The sequence below is a fragment of the Cryobacterium zhongshanensis genome, assembly GCF_022760445.1.
Taxonomy (GTDB): Bacteria; Actinomycetota; Actinomycetes; order Actinomycetales; family Microbacteriaceae; genus Cryobacterium; species Cryobacterium algoricola.
This window is the reverse complement of the sequence record NZ_JALGAR010000005.1, coordinates 195,197-216,222: the sequence shown is the minus strand read 5'-3', so window position 1 is coordinate 216,222 and position 21,026 is coordinate 195,197. Positions and strand designations below refer to the sequence as shown.

The following is a 21,026-nucleotide window of genomic DNA, read 5'->3' as shown; positions in this document are numbered from 1 at the left end:
CTCGCCCGGAATCTCCAGATCGACCCGCGAACCAGTGCGGCCGATCCATCCCCGCTGGGCAATTCTCCTGAGTCGACCACCGCACCCGGCTTCGGTGAGAGTCCTAGAGATTCGGCAGCACGTGGAGAGTTAGAACAAAGACGATGAGTGCGAAGATTGCCGCGAGGGAAGTTAGTACGATCTGCGCGATCCACAGGCCGCGCGAGCGCGAGGGGAGCACGAGCAGGTAGGCGAGAAGCGTGATGAAGAATCCGACGGCAGTGAGAAGCACGAGCCACACCAGCCACGCGACGAAACCCGCGAGCGGAGCGGCCGGGCGGCTTCCCGCGTTGCCGTTTGCCACGTTGAAAGCCTCGGCACCGGCGAAGATTGAGATTGCCAACACCGCGACGACGATAACGGCCGGCACCGCGTGCACCCAATATCGGGATCGACGGGAGGGATATGCGACTGCCGGAGGCGGGTGGGTCATGAACCCTCAGGCTAGTGGACCAGCCAGCGATCCCCAAGCCATTACTTGACGCTTCAAGTAATCTGCTAGGGTATTGGTTGTCGGTTCAACTAAGCGGGTTGAACATGACGAGTGAGCCCGACGCGACTGCAGGAGACGAACATGACATTGACCACTGACCTGACCGGATCCCGGGCGGCCGCCGGCGACCTCCTCGCGGCGACGACGGGCATGGATGCCGTCACGCTGCGCGTCGGCGACCTCGCGTTGATGTCCTCCTACTACCGGGAGGCGCTGGCGCTCGACCCGATCAGTGCGCACGGGACGTCGGTCGTGCTCGGCCGCGGCACCACCCCGCTCGTGGTGCTCGAGCACACCCCCGGACTGCCGGTTCCGGCCCGCAACCAGGCCGGACTCTTCCACACCGCCATCCTGTTCGACACGAGCGCCGGCCTCGCCGCGACCGTGCTTCAGGCCGCCCGTGACCAGCGCTCGAGCTTCGTCGGGAGCGCCGACCACATCGTCAGCAACGCCTTCTACTTCACCGACCCCGAGGGCAATGGGATCGAGCTCTACGTCGACAGGGACCGGTCGGAGTGGGTCTACAAGAACGGGCAGGTCCAGATGGACACGCTTGCCCTCGATCCGAATGCTTTCCTGCAGCAGAACCTGCCCGCCGACGGGGGAGAGGCCGCCGTCGGTCCGGCCACGGTCGGCCATGTCCACCTCCAGGTCGGCGACCTCGAGATGGCCCGGCGCTTCTACGTCGACGCCCTCGGCTTCGAGACGACCCTCGACCTCCCCGGGGCGCTGTTCGTGAGCGCAGGCGGCTACCACCACCACATGGCGATGAACGTCTGGAACAGCGGCGGCGCAGGTCCGCGTGCCGCGACCCTCGGCCTCGCCGACGTGGCGATCACCGTGCCCGGCCGCGCCGATCTCGATGCCGTGGCGGAACGCCTCCGTCACCGTGCGATTTCCCTCGAAGACACAGGCAGCAGCATCCGCGTCGACGACCCCTGGAAGACCCGCGTCACCCTGACCGTAGGCGAGGCCTCGGTATGAGCCCCGCCATCGAAATCACGGCTCGCCGCGACGGTATCGACCCCGCGCTCCCGTCGACCCGCCCGCTCCTGCTGCTCCTGCACGGGTACGGTTCGCACGAGGGCGACCTGCCGAGCCTCGCCGCCTACCTGCCCGACGGCTTCGACTGGGTATCGCTGCGCGCGCCGCTCGGCCTCCCGACCGGCGGTTTCGCCTGGTTCCCGATCACCGTTCCCGGTCGGCCGAGCGCAGAGCCCGTCATCGAGGCAGCGGATGCCATACTCGCGTGGCTGGACGCCAACGTGCACCCGGGCACACCGGTCGTTCCCCTCGGTTTCTCCCAGGGTGGCCTCATGGCCACCCAGCTTCTCCGGCAGGCGCCTGGCCGGTTTCCCGCCGGCGTCGTGCTCTCCGGATTCACCCTCGATGCAACGCTCCCGGGTGACAAGGCGCTTGCGGCCGTCCGCACGCCCGTGTTCTTCGGCCACGGGGATGCCGACCGGGTCATCTCAGCGGAGACGACCGCACGGGCCAGCGCCTGGCTCCCCGGTCACACCGCCCTGACCGAAAAGGTCTACGCCGGGCTGCCGCACTCGATCTCGGCCGAAGAACTCGCGGACGTGTCGCGGTTCCTGACGGAGACCCTCGTCTGACGGCCTTCCCCGATGCACCGCTAAACTGCTCCTGACCGGCGGGGGAATCAGAGGGACATGCCACAGGGACCGACAGCTCAACGCATCCAGCGTCCACCACGGCGGCCGGCACCCGGCTGGCCGTTCTGGCTCGCGTTCGGTGTGCTCCTACCCCTCGCCCTGATCGGGCTGGTCATCTGGACGAGCATCGCCTCGGCGGGTGCGCACGTCGTCGACGACCAGCACAGGCTCCTTGGGCGCTCGGCGCTCGTGACCGGAACATTCCTGGAAGCCGAGAACGTCAGCGCACTGCCCGAGATGAACGGCTTCTACACGGCCGTCCTCCCCGACGATGCTCCTGGTGCACTCGCTGGGTCCGTGCAGAGGCTGGGAGGGCCGATGAACATCGGCTTCCCGCCCTCCAAGGAATTCCCGCAGTCGCAGGATTTCCTCGTCACCTACGACGGCGACCAGGTGGTCGTCGAACGGTTCGGAAACCCCGGCCGCGTCGGTGCGGTCACCGAATCATCAGTCCGGTCCGCGGAGAGCACTGCGGCCGTGTACACGGGGTTCCTCATCTTCGGCTGGATCTGGCTGGTCCTGGTGGTGACCGTGCTGCCGACCCTTGCCATCACCTTCAGCGTGCGCAGGCATCGGGCGCGAACTCCGGGGACCCGGCTTAGCTGACCAAGTCCGGGGTCGATGGCCTAACCGGAGACTCGCAGTCGTCCGGGAGAACTCACATGGGGCCGGCGACGCCGACGAGGTTTCCTGCGGGGTCCCGGAAATGCCCGACAGTGATTCCGCCGCCCTCGTTGCGCTGCGGTCCGAGAACGACGGTTCCGCCCAGCTCCTGGGCTGCCTGAAGCGCATCGCTCACGCTCTCGACGCCGACGTAGAAGATCGCGTGCGGGGTGAATCCTGTGCCCCCGCCGATTCCGCCGGCCGCCGGTCCCCAGCCGGGTTCCGGAGTGATGAAGGAATAGTCAGCGGATGCGGAAATCGCGGGAGCGACCGGGGCTCCTGCGGGTGCATCCCACCCGAAGAGCGCCGAATAGAATTTGCGCAACCGTGCCGGATCGGGGCCGATGAGCTCGAAATGCACCACGGGATTTCCCATGCCGCCATTCTGCACCCGAAGGTGTACAGCCGGTCTCGTTCTGTTCTAGTCGAGCCCTTGACCGGCCAGGCCGTTGAATGTATCGTCATTTTTGATACAAGTTTGTCTGGTGGGCGACGGCAGGGGTGGGCGTCAGATGGTTCTTCGCATGTGGTTCTTCTACACCCTTCTGCCGCTGGTGACGGCGACCATCGTGCCGCTCGGCATCCTGCTGCACGGCATCCGGGCGGATGTCCGTGACCAGAGCCCCCACGCGTTGGAGACTGCTGGACAGTCCGACTGGGAGCCTGCGGCTGCAACGCACGTCCGCCGCGCGAGGCTCGTGGCGGGGACAGTCGCCGGATTCTTCCTCGTCGATCTTCTGTGGGTCGGCCCATTCAGTGGATGGTTCGGGGGTGCACCGGACTATTCACCGAATTGGCTGCCTCGGATTCTTCCCGTGTCCATCGCCGCAGCGGCGATCCTCGTCCTCGTCCTGCTTCCCTCTCGCTCCGTTGGCGCGGGCCGGGTGCTTACCGCCGAGATGGACCTGCAACCACGCAATCTCGGATCCTTCGGCTCACCCTGGTGGCTCGTGGCCTGGCTGGTGTTCGCGGTCGCTCTCGTTCTGACGGTGGTCCTCGCCGGGCTCGTCTCCAGTCCCGATGACGAGGGCCGCTATTCCATCCTGATCATCAACCTCGGGTCGGCGAGTGCCCGAGGCGATTTCCTGGGATGGTTCTACGGGGTGCCGCTGCTCTGCGCACTCGGGGTACTGATGGTCCTCACCCTCCTGGCCCTGTGGTCGATTGTCCGCCCGACGGTGGCGAAGCGGGCTGCACGCGCCGTGGACATCCAGCTTCGACGGCTGCAGACCCGAACCGTGCTGAGCCTGAGCTCCGGTGCACTCCTCGTCACCCTCGGGCTCGCGTGGACATCCATTGGTTTCGCGGGACGGATGTATATCGGGACGACCTTCCCCGGTGTCGGCGATGTGAGAGTCGGGTCGCCCCTTGAGGCGATCGCGATGCCGCTCTGGGCGGCCGGCTTCGTCGTCGAGGGGCTCGGCCTCGCCCTGATCATGCTCCCCGTATTCACCCGGCGTATCCGGGTCTCCTCAGCCGTCGAAACGCCCAGCACCGCTCCCGCGAATGCGAATGCGATTGCGGGTGCGGGTGCAGGCACTGAGCGGTCCGAGCAGTGGCATTCCTGAGCTTTGAAGGTCCCGGGCTGCCCTCAGAGCAGATTCACCGACAAATGCGCAGCCGAATTCTTGCGGGTACCCTCGCAGGCGGGGAGCGGCTGCCTTCCGTTCGGCAGCTCGCCAGGGACCTGGGCGTCGCATCGGGAACGGTCGCCAAGGCCTACAAATTCCTCGAAGAGGACGGTCTCGTGGTCTCGCGCGCGGGTGCGGGCACGCGGGTCAGCGGTTCCGTTGCCACCCCGCCCGCGTCCGTCATGAAAGCTGCGAGGGAACTGGCGCGCGCGGCAGTCGCCAACGGCGTTCAACTCGACGAGGTGATCCTCACGCTTCGCGCGACCTGGCCGCAGGACTAGCGGACACGAGCGACGAGGCTCGCAGTCGAAAGGTGCTCTCAGCTGGCTGAACCACCGGCAACGGCGTAGGACCACAGCTCGCTGCTCACGCCGACCGGGCGTGCAGCGGGCTTCCCGTCCTGCGGGGCCTCGCTGCGGTGGCCGTGCGCGAAGGCGGGAGACGTGGACCAGGCCTGGAAGGACTCCTCATCGGCCCAGCGAGTGATGACCAGCCAGGTGTTGCGGTCGTCGGTGGGCTGCAGCAGCTCGAAGCCCTCGAAGCCCGGGGCGTCGTCGACGGCCCCTGCTCGGGCGGCGAACCGGCGAGCCAGCTCGTCGCCGTTGTCGGCGGGGACAGTAATCGCGTTGATCTTGATGATCGTCATCGGGCTTCCTTCTGTCGTGAACGCGGTGGTGACCGCGTCGTTGGCCCCATGCTGCCACCGCTGGCTGCATGAACCCTCGGTGGCTCGCGCGGGGCCTCACGAGGCGCGGGGTCCTAGATGATTGCGGCGCGCAGTTCCTCGGCCGCTGCCGCAGGGTCTGCGGCGCCGTAGATGGCGCCACCGGCAACCGCCACGGTCGCACCCGCGCGCTGCACACCCTTGATCGAAGTGAGATTGACCCCACCGGCGACCGAGAAGGGAACCTTTGAGGCCTCGCCGTCGTCCAGAAGGGTCTGGAAAGTGAAGCCGGGCTCGGCCTGCTCGTCCAGGCCAGCGTGCATCTCGACGAACACGGCGCCCATCGCGGTCACTTCACGGGCCCGGGTCACCTTGTCGGAGACGCCGATCAGGTCGACGACGATTCCCTTGCCGTGAGCGGTGGCGGCCTTGACGGCTCCGATGATCGTGCTGTCTCCGGCCGTCCCCAGAACGGTAACGTAGTCGGCCCCGGCGGTGAACGCGATGTCGGCCTCGAGCTCGCCGGCGTCCATCGTCTTCAGGTCGGCGAACACGAGCTTATCCGGGTGTGCCTTCTTGATCGCGGTGACGGCACGCAGGCCTTCGGCCTTGATGAGCGGCGTGCCGAGTTCGATGATGTCGACGTGCGGCGCGACCTGTGCGGCAAGAGTGAGGGCGGCGTCCAGTGTGATGACGTCCATGGCGACCTGCAGTTTCATTGCTGATTCCTTACTTCGGTTGTGCTGGTTTCACCCTGCTGGCCGCGGTCGCGGGCAGGGAAGCATGAGGGGGCCTATTCGAGGTTCGCGTGCCGGGGCCACAGCTCTTCCGCCGTGGCACCGGAGTCTTTCCAGAGGGCGTCGAAGAGGGCCTCGCCGACGAGAACCAGCGACTGCTCGAAGAGTCCGCCGGAGTACTGCGCCGAGATCAGCCCGGCATGGTCCTGCTTGGTCGCGGCCGGGATCACGATGACCACATCGGCGAGCTCGCCGAGAGGAGAGGTGCGGTCGGTGGTGATCGCGACGACGCCCGCTCCGACCCCTGCCGCGGTGGACGCGGCGCGGACGATGCCAGTCGTTGTGCCCGAACCGCTGGCGACCACGAGGACGTCCTTTTCGGTGATCGCCGGGGTGGTCGCGTCACCCACGACGTGCACGGCAAGGCCTAGGTGCATCAGGCGCATCGCCGTCATCCGCAGGGCCAGGCCCGATCGGCCCGCGCCGAGGACGAAGACGCGTTCCGCGGCGCGAACCCGGTCGGCCGCACGGTCCAGATCGTCCACCGATTCGCGTGCCAGCCGGTCCACGACGCCCTGGACTTCGCCCGAAATGCTGCGGAGGGAGTCTGCCGTGCGAGGGGATGTCGTGGAATAGGTCATTGCCCCATCGTGCGCGCCAGCCGCCGCAGACGAGGCCATCCGAACGAGCGGATGCGCCTACCCGTTCGGGTAGTGCCCTGCACTCTGAGTAGGGTGTGGGTATGGTAGAAGCGAGTATTTCCCCCTCGGTCGAGTTGCTCCTCGAACTCCAGCAGGTGCTCGAGAACCCACTGCTCGGCATTGCGGGAGCCTTTTCCGACCTGCTGCAGGGGCGCATCCCGCACGGCGCCCTGGTGATCTTCACCGAGGACTGCACGGGGCGCCCCCAGAAGAAGGTGGGCCAGGCGGAGGTCATCGACCACGTCACGATCGCGGAGCTCGATGTCCTCCGCGATGCCGTTGCCCTGCGGGGCGGATCGGTGTGGAACGAATCGGCGATGCTGGCCCGATCCGACCGGACCATGTCGGCCTGGATCGCATCGACGGGCGCCCTTCTGGTCCTGACCGACCCCGACCTGACCGGGGTGACCCCGACCGGTGTTCGGGAAACGCGGGACCTCGTCGCTGCACTCTGGGACCTGGTCGCGTCAGGCATCCGCACCCAGGTCGTCGCGGCCGCGCCGGACTACCTGCGCGATTCGCGGATGGCATCGCGAGACCGAGCCACGCTCATTGCGGAACTGACCGATGCCCACTCCACGACGCTTGAACTGCTCCTCGCGGTCCTGCGTTCACGGCAGACCGGTGACGCGGCCGCACGCCAGACGGCGATCGACCTGGCTGTTGCCGCCATGGTGCAGCTGCGCGCGGTGAGCGACCGCGACCGCTTGCTGTCCGAGGAACCGGTCGCCCGCGCGTTCGAACGGCTCAGAAACGACCTGAGGCCCCTGGCCCGCTTCGGGGACCTCGACGTGCAGTTCATCGAGCCGCCCGTGAACGGCCGCGCGTTACCGGGTGAGGTCGCCCATGCCGGACGCGCGATCGTGCGCGGCGCGGTGCTCGCCCTGGTCGATCAGCCCGGGGTCGCCCGGGTGCGGGTGCAGTGGGACTGCGACGGCCACAACCTGCTGATCAACATCCGTGACGACGGCCCGGGCGACCTCTCCGCTGAGACGCCGAGCGTGCGCCAGCTGGTCGCCCGGGTGGCGGCCCTGGACGGCGACTTCCATGTGGATGCGACGCCCGGCTGGGGCTCGGACATCTCCGTCTCCCTGCCCCTCGACCCGCCCTCGTCAGCCATCGCGCCCGCATCCGGATGGGGGCTGACGACACGCGAGCAGGGCGTGCTCGACCTCGTCGCCACGGGGGCGCGCAACCGCGCGATCGCGGATGCCCTGTCGATCAGCGAGAACACGGTGAAGTTCCATGTCGCGAACGTGCTCCGCAAGCTGGGAGCCGTGAACCGCGCCGAGCTGGCCTCACTCGTCCGCCAGACCGAGACCCCTTCGGCACTTGCCTAGCCCGCGCATCCTCACGTTCAGAATTTAACGGTTTTGACCGGCTTTTTGTGTGATGCTGTACAGACAGTGGTTTGGGAATCGGGGAAGGATTCGTCATGACTGCAGGTGGCTTGATGATTGTGCTCATAGCGGGTGGGGGACTGGGCCTGGCGGTTGTGATCCTCGCCGCCTTCTATCTCTTGTCGTCGCGAACGCGCTTGAACGCGGCGGCCCGCGATCTGAACGGGTCGAACCCGGAGCTCGCCCGAGCGTTCACTCAGTTTCAAGCGGACGTCGAAAAAGGGCAGCGCGGACTGTGAGCGAACCGACGCTGGTCCGCGCGCTGACTCCCGTCCGAGGATTCTGGATCGGCGTGGTTCTCACCGTTCTCGGGCTCGTCACGGTGAGGCTGCTGTACTCGACGCTCTACGGACCCCTGAACCTGGGCTGGCTATCGAGTGACCTGGTGCAGTTCGCGGGAGTGCTCTTCCAGGGCGTCGTGCTGCCGTTGGGAATGGCCCTGATGGTCGCGTCCCTGGCCGTGCGTGCTTTGGCGGACACATCAGTGGTCACCAGGAGCGATCGACACGAGGACCCGGAAGACACGCCGACCTGGCCGCTGCGGCTCACGGCTCGGACCGCCCTCGTGCTCGGGCTCGTGTTCGCGGCAATCGGTGTCATCTTCCAGATGAATGTCTCCACCTGGACCCAGACGATCCAGGGTGATTCGACCTTTCTGAGAGACTTCGTCGTCTACTTCGGTGGGCCGTTGAGCGACCTCGTGCTTCCGCTGGGCGTACTCCTGATCGCCGGCGCCTGGATTCTCCGGACGATCGAGGAACGCCAGGAGGCCGGCGCCCCGGCACGCGGCGGGGACCAGGCCCGGTGAGTCACGGCGCCCAATGCGCTGACCGGATCACGTCGTCGATGACCGGAACGGTCGAAAGAAGGTCCGCAATTCTTCCGCGTACTGCTCGGGTTGCTCGAACGGCGCGAAGTGACCGCCGCGGACGGGTTCGCTGAGGTACACGACATTGGCCATGCGGTCCATCCACTCGCGTGGCGGCCGCACGATGTCGCCGCCGAAGATGGAGAACCCGGAGGGCACCTCGACCCGGCGGGTCACCCGTGAGCGGGGGATGCCGGCGTTCGCGTGATACATCCGCATGGAGGAACCGATGGTGCCCGTCAGCCAGAAGATCATGACGTTGGTCAGGATCTCGTCCTTCGTGAAGGCCTCGCCATCGGCGGAGTCACTCCACGAGCGCATCTTCTCCACAATCCACGCGGCGAGGCCGACCGGTGAATCCGTCAGGCCGAAGGCCGCCGTTTGCGGTTTCGATCTGTGGATCGCCCCATACGCGCCCTCGTCCACGCCCCAGGCGGCAACGCTGTCGAACCAGGTGCGTTCCGCGGGGGAGAGGGTCGCGGGATCTCCGTCGAAAACAGGAAGCCCGGCATCCATTCGGTGCACGGCGACGACGTTGTCCGGGTGGTCGAGCGCGAGATAGCGGCTGACGTGACTGCCGATGTCCCCGCCGGCGGTTCCGAACCGACCGTAGCCGAGGGTCCGCATGAGTTCGGCCCAGAGCCCGGCCACCGCGGGGGAGTCGAGAGGCAGGCCTGCGGGCCGGTCCGAGAAGCCGAACCCGGGCATGTCGGGAACGACGACATCGAAGGCATCGGCCGGATCGGCCCCGTGTTCGCCCGGGTCAGTGAGCAGCGGGATCACCTGGGAATAGCGCCAGAACGAGTCGGGCCAGCCGTGGTTGAGGATCAGCGGCAGCACGTTCTGAGATTCACCGGCCGCACGGGCATGCACGAAGTGGATGCCGAGCCCGCCGATCGAGGCCGTGAACCGGGGGAGCCGCGCGAGCTGTGCCTCCTGCGCCCGCCAGTCGAACTCGTCGAGCCAGTAGGTGACAAGTTCCTGGAGCGATTCCAGATTCGCGCCGAGGGACCACCCGGCACCCTCCGGCTCATCGGGCCAGCGCGTGGCGCGCAAACGCACGCGGAGATCCTCGAGTTCTTCATCCGAGGCGCGGTAGGTGAAGGGTTGCGGCTGAGTCGACTCTTCCGTCATCTCGTCGACGATACCGGGATCCCGTCAGGTCATGTCGCCCGTCTCCGGGGTGGAGCCTTTCGGGCCGTACCGCAGCAGAATCGTGCCCGCCGGGGACGGAGTCCCCGCGGCGATCAGCTCGAGGGACGCGGGCGGCCCGTCCGGCGGGAAGAGGCGCTTGCCCGCACCGAGCACGATCGGGTACACCCAGAGGTTCAGCTGGTCGAACAGGCCGCCGGCGACAAGAGTGCGGGCGAAGTCGATGCTGCCGATCACGTGGATGTCCTCGTGCCGCTCGCGCAACACGGCCAGCTCCACCGCGAGGTCGCGACCGAGCAGATGCGAGTCGCGCCAAGAGAGCTCCGGCGTCCCCCGGGATGCGACGTACTTGGGGATCGCGTCGAATTTGCGCGCGATTTCGGACTCAGGCCCGTCGAGCTGGTGCGGCCAATACCCGGCGAAAATGTCATACGTGCGCCGCCCCAGAAGCAGGGCATCCATGGCCTGGATTCCCGCGATTATCTGGGCGCCATCGGCTTCGTCGATCAGGGGCGCCTGCCAGCCGCCGAACCTGAACCCGCCGTCGGTGTCCTCGTCGGGGCCCCCGGGGGCCTGGGAGACCCCGTCGAGCGTGGTGAACAAGTCAATATGGACTCGGCCGGTCATCCGGATCTCCCATCGTCGCGGCGTGCTGTCGCTTCAGAGAGCAATATGCTGGCCGATCGCCACCGTGTCAAGAACCCGCGGAGGGCTTGCCGCCACACGGTCAGCTCGGGCCTCTCGGTGCACGTTCCGGTGAGTTCCGTAACTCGGCGTTGCGTAACTCTGTCACTCCTGTTACGTTACTAAGCGGAACGTAATCGAGAGGCGGTTCTGATGTCGGATTTACTGGTGGCGCCGCGCCGACCAGGCGGTCGCGGCAGCGACGTGGGTCGCCCGCGCGATCCGGGCATGGATCGGTCGATTCTGGCCGCCACGATCGAATTACTCGCCGAGGTCGGCTACGCCCGCCTGACAGTTGCAGACGTCGCCCGGAGGGCCGGCGTGAGCAAGCCCGCCCTCTATCGGCGGTGGGCGCAGAAGTCCCAGCTCGTCGTCGAGGCGATGGTGACCCAGATGCGTCCGGCACGGAACAGCGAGACCGGCAGTGCGGCCGGCGACCTGCTGTTCCTGACCGAACAGCTGATCGATATCCTGACCCGGACGCCGCTGGGCCGGGTGCTGCCCGGCCTGGTGGCCGAGATGGCCACCGATCCCGAGCTTGCGACCAGCTATCGCGAGTTGATCATCAGGCCCAACCAGCTCGAGTGGCGTGCGGCCGTCCGACGCGGAATCACGTCGGGCGAGTTGTCCGCCGGCACCGACATTGACTTCGTTCTGAACGCGCTCGCCGGGCCCGTGTACTTCAGCCTCCTGATCACCGGCGCACCGATCGAAGCCGGCTACGCGCGGTCGGCTGTCGATCTGGTCCTGGCCCGCTTCGGAACGGCAGCCCGCGCATGACCAGGACCCTTGTTCGGTTGTTCGTCGTGTTCATCCTGATCGCACACGGATTGATCCACCTGCTCGGCGCTGCCAAGGGTCTGGACTGGGCCCCGGTCGCGACGCTGACCGAGCCGATCGAACCGGAACTCGGTGTGGTCTGGCTGGCCGCCGCGATTGCGCTCGTCACGACCGGAGCGCTGTTCGCGGCCCGCGCACGGATGTGGTGGGTCGCCGGAATCGCCGGCCTCCTGATCTCCCAGACCGTGATCCTGACGTCGTGGAGCGATGCCCGGGCGGGAACGCTGGCCAACCTCGCGCTCCTCGTGGCGCTGGGATACGAGCTCGCCGCACAGGGCCCGGAAAGCTACCGTGCCGAGTACCGGCGTCGGGTCGCGACCGCGCTGCGTGCATCCGTGCCCGGCGCAGGCTCGGTGGTGTCGGAGGCCGATCTGGCGCGACTCCCGGCGCCGGTCGCCGAGTACGTCCGCCGCTCCGGCGCTGTCGGCCAGCCCCGGGTCTCATTCCTGCGGGCAACCATCCACGGCCGGATTCGCGCCAGTGCGACGTCACGCTGGATGACGTACACCGGCGAGCAGGTCAACACCTACGGCCGCACGCCCAGTCGGTTGTTCTGGATGGACGCCACAATGTTCGGCCTGCCGGTCGACGTGCTGCACGTCTTCGTCGGCCGGTCCGCCACGATGCGCGTCAGGCTGTGCTCCCTACTGCGGATGGTGAACGCCGCGGGGCCCGAGATGGACCGCGCCGAGACCGTGACCTTGTTCAACGACCTGTGCATCCTGGCCCCTGCGGCACTCGTCGACGCCCCGATCGCCTGGCAGGAGGTCGACGACACCCATGTCCGGGGCGTGTTCACGAACGGTGCGCAGACGGTGAGTGCCGACCTGACCTTCCGCGACGGAGACCTCGTCGACTTCCGCTCGGACGACCGGATGAGCACTTCACCCGACGGCTCGACCTTCACGCCCCAACCGTGGTCGACGCCGGTGGGTGACTATCGCGTGTTCGGCACCCGCCGGCTCGCTGCCCACGGGGAAGGCCGCTGGCATGCCGCCGCTCCCCAGGGCGAGTTCGCCTACCTCGAATACAACCTCGACGCCATCACCTACAACGCCGGTGCGGCATCGACCGACTGACGGAACAGGGTCAGGCGGTCAACAGGAGTGGGCCATCCTCGGTGATGGCGATGGTGTGCTCGGTGTGTGCGGCTCGGCTGCCGTCGGCGGATCGGACGGTCCAGCCGTCGGGGTCCATGCGGATGCGCGACGTCGTCTTCGCCCACCAGGGTTCGAGTGCGAAGACGAGCCCGGGGCGGATGGTGAAACCGCGGCCGGGGCGGCCGTCGTTGCAGATGAAGAGGTCCCCGTGCATGGTCCGTCCGACGCCATGCCCGCCGAATTCGTGGTTGACGGGGTAGCCGTACTTGGCCGCGACGGCACCGATCGCCGCGGAAACGTCCCCCATGCGGTTGCCGGGGTGGGCCGCGGCGATCCCGGCGGCGAGGGCCTCCTGGGTCGAGCGAATCAGGGTCACGTCGTCGGGGTCGGGTCGCCCGACGATGACGGTGACGGCGGCATCCGCCACCCAGCCGTCCACCGAGACGGCGAAGTCGAGGCTCAGGACATCGCCATCGCGCAGCCGGTAGTCGTGGGGGAGCCCGTGTTGTGCGGCGTCGTTCACGGAGAGGCAGATGACGTTTCGAAACGGGCCGTTGCCGAAGGACGGCGCATAGTCCCAATAACACGAGACCGCTCCGCGTTCAGCGACGGCCTTCCGCGCGGCGAGTTCGAGGTCGAGCAGGTTCACCCCGACCGCCGCTTGAGCCGACAGCGCGGATAGAGTGTCTCGAACGAAGGCGCCCGCTGCGCGCATCTGCTCGATTTCGGAGGGGGTGTGTAGTTCGATCATGTCGGTATAATAATACCGCATTGCTCGTTGCTGGAGGAAGTTGATGATGATGATGGTTCGCCTGCCGCTCACCCCCGAGCAGATCGAGGCGGGTCGGCGCCTGGGCGCGACCCTGCGCAGCGCCCGCAGTACGCGCTCACTGAACGAGGTCGCCGCGCGGGCCGGCATCTCCCCTGAAACTCTGCGGAAGATCGAGACCGGCCGGTTGCCGAGCCCCGCATTCGGAGTAGTGGCGGCCCTGGCCGGTGCCCTCGACCTCTCCCTGGACGATCTCGCAGCGCAGTGGGCCGGCGTCGCGGTCCGGGCCGCTCGGAGCGCCTAGGTCAGTTCGACCGCACAGCAGGGGACCGCCGTCGACCCTGCCCTTGCCCTCCGGTCCTGCCCGGGGTCAAATCGACTACAACGGTGCGGGAAGGCCGCGACAACGACGTCAGGAGCTGCTTATGTCCGGAAAAGGCACACACGGCTCGTCCATCGGGACGACAACGCCGGCGGAGCATCCGGAGAAGATCCGCAACGTCGCCCTGGTCGGCCGCTCGGGGGCCGGTAAGACGATGCTCACTGAAGCGCTGCTCGCCGCCACGGGAGCCATCAACCGAATGGGATCGATCCTCGACGGCACCACGGTGAGCGATTCCGATCCATCGGAGATCCACCAGCAACGCTCCGTGACGCTCTCGGTCCTGCCCATCGTCGTCGACGACGTGAAGGTGAACCTGCTCGACACCCCCGGCTACGCCGATTTCGTCGGCGAACTGCGGGCCGGCCTCCGGGCAGCGGATGCCGCGCTGTTCGTCGTCTCCGCCGTCGACGGTGTCGATGTTGCCACCACCGCACTGTGGGCGGAATGCGAGCGGATCGGGATGCCGCGCGCCGTCGCGATCAGCCGGATCGATCATCCCCGGGCCCGCTACGAGGCGGTCCTGGCGGAGTGCCAGGACGCCTTCGGTTCCTCGGTCCTGCCGCTCTACCTGCCGATTCGTCGGGCCGGGACGATCACCGGATTGCTGGGGCTGCTCTCCGGCACGGTATCGGACTACACCGCGGGCGCCCCTCGCCCCGTCCGCCGGCCGGCGACCGAGGCCGAGCTCAGCGGCGCCGAGTCGGCGCGCGCCGTCCTGATCGAGGGCATCATCGCCGAAAGCGAAGACGAGACGCTGATGGACCGCTATCTCGGCGGCGACGAGATCGGCCTCGATACGCTCATCGCCGACCTCGAGATCGCCGTCGCCCGCGGGTCCTTCTTGCCGGTGCTCGCGACATCCGCTGAAACCGGCGTGGGCGTGACGGAGCTGCTCGAAGTCGTGACCGGCGCATTCCCGTCGCCGGTGGAACGCGGCCTGCCGTCGGTGACGGCACGGGACGGGCAGCCGGTCGGGCCGCTGGCGTGCGATCCCGCCGGGCCGCTCGTCGGCGAAGTGGTGCGCACGACCATTGACTCCTTCCTCGGCCGGGTGTGCCTGGTGCGGGTCTTCTCCGGCACGATCCGGGAGGACTCGACCGTGCACATCGGCGGGCACGCGAGCGCCGAGCGGGGCCGCACGGACCACGACAGTGAGGAGCGCGTGACGCACCTGCAGTTCCCGCTGGGGTCCGCCCTCCACCCGGCGCCGTATTGTGTTGCGGGCGACATCTGCGCGCTCACGCGGATGTCCAGCGCCGAGACCGGCGACACCGTGTCGTCGCGGGAGACGCCGATGCGGGTCACTCCCTGGGAGATGCCGGAGCCGCTGATGCCCGTCGCCGTGCAGGCGGCAACGCACGGTGATGAAGACGCACTGGCCAGGAACCTCGCGAAGGTGGCCGCCGTCGACCCGACCCTGCGAGTGGAGTGGAACGCCGAAACCCATCAACTGATCCTCTGGTGCATGGGGGAGGCGCACGCCGAGGTTGTGCTGGACCGGCTGCGCGGCCAGGGCGTGAAGGTGCAGACCGTCGGTGTCATCACGCCGCTGCGGGAGACGTTCGCCCGGGCCGTCTCCGCGCGCGGACGGTACGTCAAGCAGTCCGGCGGTCACGGCCAATATGCCATCTGCGACATCGAGGTCGAACCACTCGAACGCGGAGCGGGGTTCGAGTTCGTCGACAAGGTCGTCGGCGGAGTGGTCCCCGGCCAGTACATCGGGTCGGTCGAAAAGGGCGTCCGGGCGCAAATGCAGAAGGGCGTTTCCGCGGGGTTCCCGGTCGTCGACATCCGGGTGACAGTGGTCGGCGGCAAGGCGCACAGCGTCGACTCCTCGGATGCCGCGTTTCAGGCCGCCGGTGCGCTCGCGTTGCGCGAGGCGGCCGCCGCGAGCCGGATTCAGCTGCTGGAACCCGTCTCCGTGGTGACGATCACCGTGCCGGACGGCTCCGTGGGCACGGTGATGAACGACCTGTCCACCCGGCGGGGGCACCTGACCGGTGTCACGTCAGTCGGTGACGCACGGAGTGAGGTCACCGTCGAGATTCCGGACGCGGAGCTGCTGCGGTACGCGATCGAACTGCGCGCCCTCACCGCCGGGAGTGGCCGGTTCCGCCGCGCCTACCTGCGGCACGAACCGGCGCCGTCGAATGTGGTGACCGATTCCGTGACCCTGTGAGTCGGTCCGTTCTCGTTTAGTTCTGCTTCAGCTCTTCGGCGAGCATCACGATAATGCCGCTGGGACCACGGACATAGGTGAGCTTGTAGACATCCTGATAGGTCGCGACCCCGCGAAGCGGAAAGCATCCGTGTTTCGCGGCGATCGCGAGGGCGTCGTCGAGGTTGTCGACCGAGAAGGCGACGCGATGCATGCCGATCTCGTTGGGACGAGTCGGCTCCGACTCGATCGCTTCGGGGTGGATGTACTCGAAGAGCTCGAGGCGTCCGTGGCCGTCTGGCGTCTGGAGCATCGCGATCCTGGAATGGTTGCCATCCAGACCGACGGCCGTGTCGGTCCACTCGCCACTGACCTCGTCACGGCCGATAACCGTGAGGCCGAGGTCCGTGAAGAAGGAGATCGCCGCCTCGAGGTCGCGAACGGCGATGCCGACATTCTCAAGCTTGATGGACATGCGCTTCATGCTAGCCATGTACTGACGGATTCTTCCGCATCTGCTGGGCCGAGCGGTTTACAGAAGTGACCCGTAGACCAGGCGGATGTCGATGGCTCCGCCCAGGTCATCCTCTTCGAATTCGAGGCCGATCTTTTCCGCGACGCGTCTCGAGGCCCGGTTGTCGGGGTGGATGATCGCGACGAGGTGTGCTGCCTGCACGATGTCCCTGGCGAAGTCGAGGCACGCTGAGGCTGCCTCGGTTGCGTAACCACGGCCCTGAAGCTCCGCCCGCACGTGGTAGCCGACCTCGAGTTCGGGTCGCCCGTTGACGGCCTGCCAGGTGAGGCCACAGTCACCGACGAACTCACCCGCCGTCGTCTCGATGATCCACAGACCATAGCCATGCTCGAGATAGTTGCGCTTGTTCCAGTCGATCCACCCCTGGGCCTCCTCGCGGTTCTTGGGCCGCGGGTAGTACTCCATCACGTCCGCGTCAGCCAGCATCCCGGCCATGTCGTCGAGGTCAGCATCGGTCATGTTCCGAAAGACCAACCGGTCCGAGTGGGGGAATGACATGCTCCGACCTTACGAGGCAGCCGCCCCGGGGAGAAGGAATGCGTCTTGCAGAGATGCCGGGGCCCGACCTCCGCGCGAGCCCGCTCGTCTCACCGAGATACGCAAGGCCGCTGAGTCGAAACAAATACTTCCGTGCGGCGTCTAGTCCGCGGTGCCGAAGGCCGGCCGCACCACGGAGATCGCGAGCGCTTGGATCATCCCGGTCGCGGCCTGCACGAATTCGTAACGAAGATCCACGGGGCTACCGGGGAAGTTCCCGTCCAGTCGGAGGATGGCCACGGCAACCTCGTCGGCCTGGCTGGCCGAGAGCCAGGTCGAAGTGGTCGTGAATGCTGAGGCTGGACCGTTCAGCCAGGCGAGTATCTCGTTCCTCCCGCTGTAGCTGATGCCGTTGTCGAGCACGACGGCATCTGGATCGAAAACGTCAATGACGAGTGTCTTGTCCATGCCGTCCATGCGGTCGAAATACCGCGTCGCCGCGGGGAAAAGGTCTCTGGCTTTGTTCGATGTGTTGTCCATGTCTTGACTCTCGGCCTTCCCGTAAGGGGAGAGTCAAGTTCAGGAGAACAGCGGGTCAGCGGGCCGAGCGGATGACCGGCCAACCTATTTCTGTGACCGTCTCGTCCTGGGCGCTTGTGGATCGAACAAGGTAGGTCTCCCTGATCGGACCGGATGCACTGATTCCGTGCTCGGCGACGTAACGACCGAGTGCTCCGTAGACTTCGGCGATCGTGTCGTCGGTGCCGCGGTGCGCGGCCACGACGAGGTCGGCTGACGCCACGAACTCGGCCCGGGCCCGCCCCGGCACGTCGGGTTCGAGCGAGCGGGTCGGAACATACAGTGCGGCGCCGCCACGCTCGTTCAGGAACAAGTCGGTGTCCCACATTCCGCCCCGAGGACCGACCGGATCGATGCCGGTGTCGATCAGGCGATCCAGGTCGCGCATGGCGTCCCCGTACCAGGCGCTCAGGTCTGAGAGCTCTATCTCTTCGCGGATGACCACTGCCGGGAACGGCGGAAGGCTCCGATGCTCGACGACGAACGGATCCCGCGACGCCTGAAGCAGGCTGCGGAGGGAGGACACCGCTGACCTGGTTGTCTCCAACTGGTCTTCCATGTGTGTCAGGTGCCCGCCGATCAGGCGATCGCGATCGGCGACATCCGGCGCTGCAAGCACCTTCCGGATCAGGTCGACCGACATATCGAGGGAACGATAGGTGCGGATGACTTGCGCATCGGAAATCTGGCCGACACCGTACAGCCGGTAACCGTTCGCCGGATCAACTCGCGCCGGCGACAGGAGTCCCACCTGGTGATAGAAGCGCAGGGTTTTTGCACTCAACCGTGTCGCCCGGGAGAAATCTCCGATTGTCATCATTTCGCCCACACGACAATCTTCGACCTTCCCCCAGGGGAAAGGTCAAGCGCGATCCCGGCCTCGCTGCATCAGTCGCCCGGATCAGGCTCGATTCACCTGTTTGTGCATACGCTGTCGATACATCGGCCGAACTATGGTGGGGAAATGCGCGTACTGATCGTCGAGGACGAATTGTTTCTGGCCGAGGCCCTCCGCGATGGCCTGCGGCTGGAGGCGATCGCGGCGGATATCGCTGTGGATGGCGACCTCGCTCTCGAGCTGCTCTCGATAAATGACTACGACGTCGTGATCCTGGACCGCGATATACCGGGACCAGACGGGGATCACATTGCCCGTGTGCTCTCGAGCGCTCCCGGCGGTCCGCGCATTTTGATGTTGACGGCAGCTGGTCGGATCGACGACAAAGCCGCCGGTTTCGAGAGTGGCGCGGACGACTACCTCACGAAGCCGTTCGCGCTGCGCGAAGTGGTACTGCGACTGCGCGCCCTCGAGCGAAGGTCGTTACGCGCCACCCCACCTCTGCTTGAACTCGGCGGCCTCAGGATAGATCCGTTCCGCCGTGAGGTGTATCGCGACAACCGTTACGTGGCACTCACCCGCAAGCAATTCGCTGTACTGCAGGTGCTCGCCGAAGCCAAGGGAGGCGTGGTGAGTGCCGAACAACTGCTCGAGCGGGCATGGGACGAGAATGCGGACCCGTTCACAAACGCCGTCCGGATCACCATCTCCGGGCTGCGCAAACGTCTCGGTGCGCCGGCGCTGATCGAGACCGTGAACGGCGTCGGCTATCGCGTAGTCGAGGACAACGCGGGTGGCTGAACGTCGCGAGGTCCGGCCCAGACCCGCGGGACTTTCGGTGAGGATGCAGCTCACGCTCAGCTACGCCGCGCTTCTTCTTCTCGTCGGCCTGGCTCTGTTCGTTGTCGCGTTCCTGATTCTTCGCTTCATTCCGGAAGGCAATCTCATCGTCGTCGGCGGCGCCTTCGCCCCCGGTCGCGACGACCTCATTGAGGTGTTCGTGCGCTACTCGCTCCTGGCCCTTCTCGCGCTCGCGGCCGTCGGGCTGGGCGGAGGCTGGGTACTTGCCGGTCGGCTGTTGAGGCCGCTGATCCGGATCACTGACGCGGCACGCCGTGCCCGCGATGGCTCTCTGACTCACCGGATCGGGATGCCCGGACGTCACAACGAGCTTGCCGAGCTTGCGGACACTTTCGATGACATGCTGGAGCAGGTCCAGCGATCAGTCGAGGAGCAGCGCCGATTTGCCGCCAATGCATCCCACGAATTGCGTACCCCGCACGCGATCGTGAGGACGATGCTCGAAGTTGCGCGCGCCGACCCGCAGGGGCGGGACATCGAGGAACTCCTTCGGCGAATCGATGCGACCAACGAGCGGTCCATCGTCTTGATCGAGGCGATGCTCGACCTCGCAGAAGTGGATCACCGCGAGAGGCCGTCGACAGTGATCGATATCGACCGCCTGGTGGTCCACGCCGTCGCCGAGGCCGGACAGGTAGCCCGAGACGCGCAGGTCGCGATAGAAACCAACCTCGGTGCCGGCGCGATCGCGGGTGATTCCACGCTGCTTCGACAGCTGATCGGGAATCTCCTGCAGAACGCGCTCGCCTACAACCACCCACAGGGGAAGGTGTGGATCTCCACGACACACGGGTCTGGCGGGGTTCTGCTCACGGTTGCCAACACGGGCGAGGTACTCGCCCAAACCATCGTCGACACGCTCGTGGAGCCGTTCGTACGGGGCCACGGGCGCACACGACGGCCGGGGGGCGGTCAGGGCGGTTCAGGCCTGGGGCTTGCACTTGTCTCCTCGATCGCACGCGCCCACAGCGCCTCCGTGACGCTCACCGCCCGAAGTGAAGGCGGGCTGACGGTGCAGGTGCTGTTGCCAGGCCCAACGACTCAGCAACGGGCGTCCGACCTATCGCCCGCCTATCCATTTCTCCCTACGGAGCTGTAATAGGTCCTGGACTTTGCCTGAGCCATGACGTCGCAGTCGACGCGGTCGAGGAGACGCTCACGGAATGCTCGTCGGACTCGACTCCCTCGCTACGGTGGCGGTCGCCAACGTCAGCGGCTGGCCGGGAGTGATCCCCGAGTATTGGGAGCGTATGTCTTTTTCCAGACGTTGTGGCAACTTGGTCCTTGCTGAACTGGTGTCTCCACGTCTGAAGGAGACGCATCTATGAAGAGAGCCCTCGTTACCGTTGGCCTGCTGGTACTTAGCACGGTGACGGCCGGTGCCGTCATCGTCTCCGGCCTCCCGTTGGACAGTGCTGAGGCCAAGAACGGGCCACGGTCTACTGGGAGTCAATCGACCATGGGCGCGGGCGACGGCGTCATCGAGCACGCCGGATCGATCTCACCGTTCGCTGATGATCTGCCGGCGATCGCCAACCTCGAGCCCAAGCTGCGCTCGGCGATGCAAGACGCCGCCCGCGACGCCATCGCCGACGGCGTGGACTTCGTGCTCACCAACGGATGGCGTAGTGCTGCGTATCAGCAGCAGCTGTTCGACGAGGCCGTTCAGGAATACGGGAGTGCCGAGGCGGCCGGCGAGTTCGTGCTGACCCCGGATAAGTCCAAGCATGTCACGGGCGAAGCGGTCGATGTGGGGTACACGGATGCGGACAGCTG

Annotated in this window: 26 protein-coding genes and 1 pseudogene; 15 read left to right on the top strand and 12 right to left on the bottom strand. The window is 66.7% G+C overall.

Translation table 11 applies throughout. From position 1 onward, the window contains the following. Window positions 1–103: 103 nt before the first annotated feature. Window positions 104–385, bottom strand: a complete 282-nt coding sequence (locus MQH31_RS17075) for a hypothetical protein (RefSeq protein WP_243013002.1) — start codon at window positions 383–385, stop codon at window positions 104–106. A gap of 228 nt (window positions 386–613) precedes the next feature. Here MQH31_RS17075 and MQH31_RS17070 point away from each other — a divergent pair, with 228 nt between their 5' ends. Genes MQH31_RS17070 through MQH31_RS17060 form a run of 3 tightly spaced genes read left to right on the top strand, consistent with a single transcriptional unit; the run spans window position 614 to window position 2,814 of the window. Then, window positions 614–1,516: a VOC family protein gene (locus tag MQH31_RS17070; protein WP_243013001.1), complete on the top strand. Its 903-nt coding sequence runs from the start codon at window positions 614–616 to the stop codon at window positions 1,514–1,516. Beyond that, window positions 1,513–2,148, top strand: a complete 636-nt coding sequence (locus MQH31_RS17065) for an alpha/beta hydrolase (protein ID WP_243013000.1) — start codon at window positions 1,513–1,515, stop codon at window positions 2,146–2,148. Before MQH31_RS17070 ends, MQH31_RS17065 begins: the two co-directional genes overlap by 4 nt. A 57-nt stretch (window positions 2,149–2,205) precedes the next feature. Beyond that, entirely contained in the window at window positions 2,206–2,814 is a 609-nt protein-coding gene (locus MQH31_RS17060; protein ID WP_243012999.1) for a hypothetical protein, read from the top strand. A 52-nt stretch (window positions 2,815–2,866) separates the two neighbouring features. Here MQH31_RS17060 and MQH31_RS17055 read toward each other — a convergent pair whose 3' ends face one another. Then, on the bottom strand, window positions 2,867–3,247 hold the full coding sequence (locus MQH31_RS17055) for a VOC family protein (protein WP_243012998.1): 381 nt from the start codon (window positions 3,245–3,247) through the stop codon (window positions 2,867–2,869). A 136-nt stretch (window positions 3,248–3,383) separates the two neighbouring features. Between MQH31_RS17055 and MQH31_RS17050 the strand changes: the two genes are divergently transcribed. Beyond that, window positions 3,384–4,439, top strand: a complete 1,056-nt coding sequence (locus MQH31_RS17050) for a hypothetical protein (protein WP_243012997.1) — start codon at window positions 3,384–3,386, stop codon at window positions 4,437–4,439. Further along, the gene (locus MQH31_RS17045) at window positions 4,427–4,783 is read left to right on the top strand and encodes a GntR family transcriptional regulator (RefSeq protein WP_308196483.1); all 357 of its coding nucleotides are present in this window, start codon (window positions 4,427–4,429) and stop codon (window positions 4,781–4,783) included. The genes MQH31_RS17050 and MQH31_RS17045 overlap by 13 nt, the downstream gene beginning before the upstream one ends. A 38-nt stretch (window positions 4,784–4,821) precedes the next feature. Here MQH31_RS17045 and MQH31_RS17040 read toward each other — a convergent pair whose 3' ends face one another. The 3 genes from MQH31_RS17040 to hxlB all read right to left on the bottom strand — a co-directional run bounded on the left by MQH31_RS17040 (window position 4,822) and on the right by hxlB (window position 6,544). After that, complete coding sequence (locus MQH31_RS17040; RefSeq protein ID WP_243012995.1) at window positions 4,822–5,148, bottom strand: antibiotic biosynthesis monooxygenase family protein; 327 nt, start codon at window positions 5,146–5,148, stop codon at window positions 4,822–4,824. A 113-nt stretch (window positions 5,149–5,261) separates the two neighbouring features. Continuing rightward, window positions 5,262–5,885, bottom strand: coding sequence for a 3-hexulose-6-phosphate synthase (gene hxlA, locus MQH31_RS17035; RefSeq protein ID WP_243012994.1), 624 nt, complete (start codon window positions 5,883–5,885; stop codon window positions 5,262–5,264). A gap of 74 nt (window positions 5,886–5,959) precedes the next feature. Continuing rightward, window positions 5,960–6,544: a 6-phospho-3-hexuloisomerase gene (gene hxlB / locus MQH31_RS17030; RefSeq protein ID WP_243012993.1), complete on the bottom strand. Its 585-nt coding sequence runs from the start codon at window positions 6,542–6,544 to the stop codon at window positions 5,960–5,962. A 101-nt stretch (window positions 6,545–6,645) separates the two neighbouring features. Between hxlB and MQH31_RS17025 the strand changes: the two genes are divergently transcribed. From MQH31_RS17025 to MQH31_RS17015, 3 genes are all read left to right on the top strand, one after another. Then, entirely contained in the window at window positions 6,646–7,944 is a 1,299-nt protein-coding gene (locus MQH31_RS17025; RefSeq protein ID WP_243012992.1) for a LuxR C-terminal-related transcriptional regulator, read from the top strand. Window positions 7,945–8,039: 95 nt separating this feature from the next. Further along, complete coding sequence (locus MQH31_RS17020) at window positions 8,040–8,243, top strand: hypothetical protein (RefSeq protein ID WP_134535956.1); 204 nt, start codon at window positions 8,040–8,042, stop codon at window positions 8,241–8,243. Continuing rightward, window positions 8,240–8,812 carry a hypothetical protein gene (locus MQH31_RS17015; RefSeq protein ID WP_243012991.1) on the top strand — a complete coding sequence of 191 codons (573 nt, stop codon included), beginning with the start codon at window positions 8,240–8,242 and terminating at the stop codon, window positions 8,810–8,812. Before MQH31_RS17020 ends, MQH31_RS17015 begins: the two co-directional genes overlap by 4 nt. Window positions 8,813–8,839: 27 nt before the next feature. Here MQH31_RS17015 and MQH31_RS17010 read toward each other — a convergent pair whose 3' ends face one another. Together MQH31_RS17010 and MQH31_RS17005 are read right to left on the bottom strand one after the other, a co-directional pair. Continuing rightward, a complete protein-coding gene (locus tag MQH31_RS17010; RefSeq protein ID WP_243012990.1) occupies window positions 8,840–10,006 on the bottom strand; it encodes an epoxide hydrolase family protein in 1,167 nt (388 codons plus the stop codon). A 24-nt stretch (window positions 10,007–10,030) separates the two neighbouring features. Beyond that, window positions 10,031–10,651, bottom strand: coding sequence for a dihydrofolate reductase family protein (locus MQH31_RS17005; protein ID WP_243012989.1), 621 nt, complete (start codon window positions 10,649–10,651; stop codon window positions 10,031–10,033). Window positions 10,652–10,861: 210 nt separating this feature from the next. Here MQH31_RS17005 and MQH31_RS17000 point away from each other — a divergent pair, with 210 nt between their 5' ends. Further along, entirely contained in the window at window positions 10,862–11,488 is a 627-nt protein-coding gene (locus tag MQH31_RS17000; protein WP_243012988.1) for a TetR/AcrR family transcriptional regulator, read from the top strand. Next, window positions 11,485–12,627 carry a DUF6544 family protein gene (locus MQH31_RS16995; RefSeq protein WP_243012987.1) on the top strand — a complete coding sequence of 381 codons (1,143 nt, stop codon included), beginning with the start codon at window positions 11,485–11,487 and terminating at the stop codon, window positions 12,625–12,627. Before MQH31_RS17000 ends, MQH31_RS16995 begins: the two co-directional genes overlap by 4 nt. A gap of 10 nt (window positions 12,628–12,637) precedes the next feature. Here MQH31_RS16995 and map read toward each other — a convergent pair whose 3' ends face one another. Continuing rightward, complete coding sequence (map, locus tag MQH31_RS16990) at window positions 12,638–13,399, bottom strand: type I methionyl aminopeptidase (protein WP_243012986.1); 762 nt, start codon at window positions 13,397–13,399, stop codon at window positions 12,638–12,640. Window positions 13,400–13,451: 52 nt separating this feature from the next. Between map and MQH31_RS16985 the strand changes: the two genes are divergently transcribed. Continuing rightward, complete coding sequence (locus tag MQH31_RS16985; RefSeq protein WP_243013027.1) at window positions 13,452–13,721, top strand: helix-turn-helix domain-containing protein; 270 nt, start codon at window positions 13,452–13,454, stop codon at window positions 13,719–13,721. Window positions 13,722–13,842: 121 nt separating this feature from the next. Beyond that, a complete protein-coding gene (locus MQH31_RS16980) occupies window positions 13,843–15,981 on the top strand; it encodes an elongation factor G-like protein EF-G2 (protein ID WP_243012985.1) in 2,139 nt (712 codons plus the stop codon). A gap of 16 nt (window positions 15,982–15,997) precedes the next feature. Here MQH31_RS16980 and MQH31_RS16975 read toward each other — a convergent pair whose 3' ends face one another. The 4 genes from MQH31_RS16975 to MQH31_RS16960 all read right to left on the bottom strand — a co-directional run bounded on the left by MQH31_RS16975 (window position 15,998) and on the right by MQH31_RS16960 (window position 18,371). After that, on the bottom strand, window positions 15,998–16,435 hold the full coding sequence (locus MQH31_RS16975; RefSeq protein ID WP_134535941.1) for a VOC family protein: 438 nt from the start codon (window positions 16,433–16,435) through the stop codon (window positions 15,998–16,000). Window positions 16,436–16,492: 57 nt separating this feature from the next. Then, complete coding sequence (locus tag MQH31_RS16970; RefSeq protein ID WP_279239092.1) at window positions 16,493–16,993, bottom strand: GNAT family N-acetyltransferase; 501 nt, start codon at window positions 16,991–16,993, stop codon at window positions 16,493–16,495. A 141-nt stretch (window positions 16,994–17,134) separates the two neighbouring features. Continuing rightward, window positions 17,135–17,512, bottom strand: a complete 378-nt coding sequence (locus MQH31_RS16965) for a nuclear transport factor 2 family protein (RefSeq protein ID WP_243012983.1) — start codon at window positions 17,510–17,512, stop codon at window positions 17,135–17,137. 55 nt (window positions 17,513–17,567) lie between these two features. Beyond that, window positions 17,568–18,371: a MerR family transcriptional regulator gene (locus MQH31_RS16960; protein WP_243012982.1), complete on the bottom strand. Its 804-nt coding sequence runs from the start codon at window positions 18,369–18,371 to the stop codon at window positions 17,568–17,570. A gap of 144 nt (window positions 18,372–18,515) precedes the next feature. Between MQH31_RS16960 and MQH31_RS16955 the strand changes: the two genes are divergently transcribed. The 3 genes and pseudogenes from MQH31_RS16955 to MQH31_RS20915 form a co-directional block, all read left to right on the top strand. Next, the gene (locus MQH31_RS16955; RefSeq protein WP_243012981.1) at window positions 18,516–19,190 is read left to right on the top strand and encodes a response regulator transcription factor; all 675 of its coding nucleotides are present in this window, start codon (window positions 18,516–18,518) and stop codon (window positions 19,188–19,190) included. Between the two features lie 43 nt (window positions 19,191–19,233). Continuing rightward, complete coding sequence (locus MQH31_RS16950) at window positions 19,234–20,349, top strand: sensor histidine kinase (RefSeq protein WP_243012980.1); 1,116 nt, start codon at window positions 19,234–19,236, stop codon at window positions 20,347–20,349. A 225-nt stretch (window positions 20,350–20,574) separates the two neighbouring features. After that, a pseudogene (locus MQH31_RS20915) lies at window positions 20,575–21,021 on the top strand (D-alanyl-D-alanine carboxypeptidase family protein); the annotation flags it as partial. Window positions 21,022–21,026 lie beyond the last annotated feature (5 nt).

Excerpts from the sequence above, each read along its gene's own strand:
- MQH31_RS17065 (WP_243013000.1), top strand. The coding sequence starts at position 1,513 with ATGAGCCCCGCCATCGAAATCACGGCTCGCCGCGACGGTATCGACCCC.
- MQH31_RS16975 (WP_134535941.1), bottom strand. The coding sequence starts at position 16,435 with ATGTCCATCAAGCTTGAGAATGTCGGCATCGCCGTTCGCGACCTCGAG.
- MQH31_RS17050 (WP_243012997.1), top strand. The coding sequence starts at position 3,384 with ATGGTTCTTCGCATGTGGTTCTTCTACACCCTTCTGCCGCTGGTGACG.
- MQH31_RS17020 (WP_134535956.1), top strand. The coding sequence starts at position 8,040 with ATGACTGCAGGTGGCTTGATGATTGTGCTCATAGCGGGTGGGGGACTG.
- MQH31_RS16980 (WP_243012985.1), top strand. The coding sequence starts at position 13,843 with ATGTCCGGAAAAGGCACACACGGCTCGTCCATCGGGACGACAACGCCG.
- MQH31_RS16960 (WP_243012982.1), bottom strand. The coding sequence starts at position 18,371 with ATGATGACAATCGGAGATTTCTCCCGGGCGACACGGTTGAGTGCAAAA.
- MQH31_RS16955 (WP_243012981.1), top strand. The coding sequence starts at position 18,516 with ATGCGCGTACTGATCGTCGAGGACGAATTGTTTCTGGCCGAGGCCCTC.
- MQH31_RS17000 (WP_243012988.1), top strand. The coding sequence starts at position 10,862 with ATGTCGGATTTACTGGTGGCGCCGCGCCGACCAGGCGGTCGCGGCAGC.
- MQH31_RS17025 (WP_243012992.1), top strand. The coding sequence starts at position 6,646 with ATGGTAGAAGCGAGTATTTCCCCCTCGGTCGAGTTGCTCCTCGAACTC.
- hxlB (WP_243012993.1), bottom strand. The coding sequence starts at position 6,544 with ATGACCTATTCCACGACATCCCCTCGCACGGCAGACTCCCTCCGCAGC.
- MQH31_RS17010 (WP_243012990.1), bottom strand. The coding sequence starts at position 10,006 with ATGACGGAAGAGTCGACTCAGCCGCAACCCTTCACCTACCGCGCCTCG.
- MQH31_RS17055 (WP_243012998.1), bottom strand. The coding sequence starts at position 3,247 with ATGGGAAATCCCGTGGTGCATTTCGAGCTCATCGGCCCCGATCCGGCA.
- MQH31_RS17060 (WP_243012999.1), top strand. The coding sequence starts at position 2,206 with ATGCCACAGGGACCGACAGCTCAACGCATCCAGCGTCCACCACGGCGG.
- hxlA (WP_243012994.1), bottom strand. The coding sequence starts at position 5,885 with ATGAAACTGCAGGTCGCCATGGACGTCATCACACTGGACGCCGCCCTC.
- MQH31_RS16950 (WP_243012980.1), top strand. The coding sequence starts at position 19,234 with ATGCAGCTCACGCTCAGCTACGCCGCGCTTCTTCTTCTCGTCGGCCTG.
- MQH31_RS16965 (WP_243012983.1), bottom strand. The coding sequence starts at position 17,512 with ATGGACAACACATCGAACAAAGCCAGAGACCTTTTCCCCGCGGCGACG.
- MQH31_RS16985 (WP_243013027.1), top strand. The coding sequence starts at position 13,452 with ATGGTTCGCCTGCCGCTCACCCCCGAGCAGATCGAGGCGGGTCGGCGC.
- MQH31_RS17005 (WP_243012989.1), bottom strand. The coding sequence starts at position 10,651 with ATGACCGGCCGAGTCCATATTGACTTGTTCACCACGCTCGACGGGGTC.
- map (WP_243012986.1), bottom strand. The coding sequence starts at position 13,399 with ATGATCGAACTACACACCCCCTCCGAAATCGAGCAGATGCGCGCAGCG.
- MQH31_RS16995 (WP_243012987.1), top strand. The coding sequence starts at position 11,485 with ATGACCAGGACCCTTGTTCGGTTGTTCGTCGTGTTCATCCTGATCGCA.
- MQH31_RS17040 (WP_243012995.1), bottom strand. The coding sequence starts at position 5,148 with ATGACGATCATCAAGATCAACGCGATTACTGTCCCCGCCGACAACGGC.
- MQH31_RS17070 (WP_243013001.1), top strand. The coding sequence starts at position 614 with ATGACATTGACCACTGACCTGACCGGATCCCGGGCGGCCGCCGGCGAC.
- MQH31_RS16970 (WP_279239092.1), bottom strand. The coding sequence starts at position 16,993 with ATGTCATTCCCCCACTCGGACCGGTTGGTCTTTCGGAACATGACCGAT.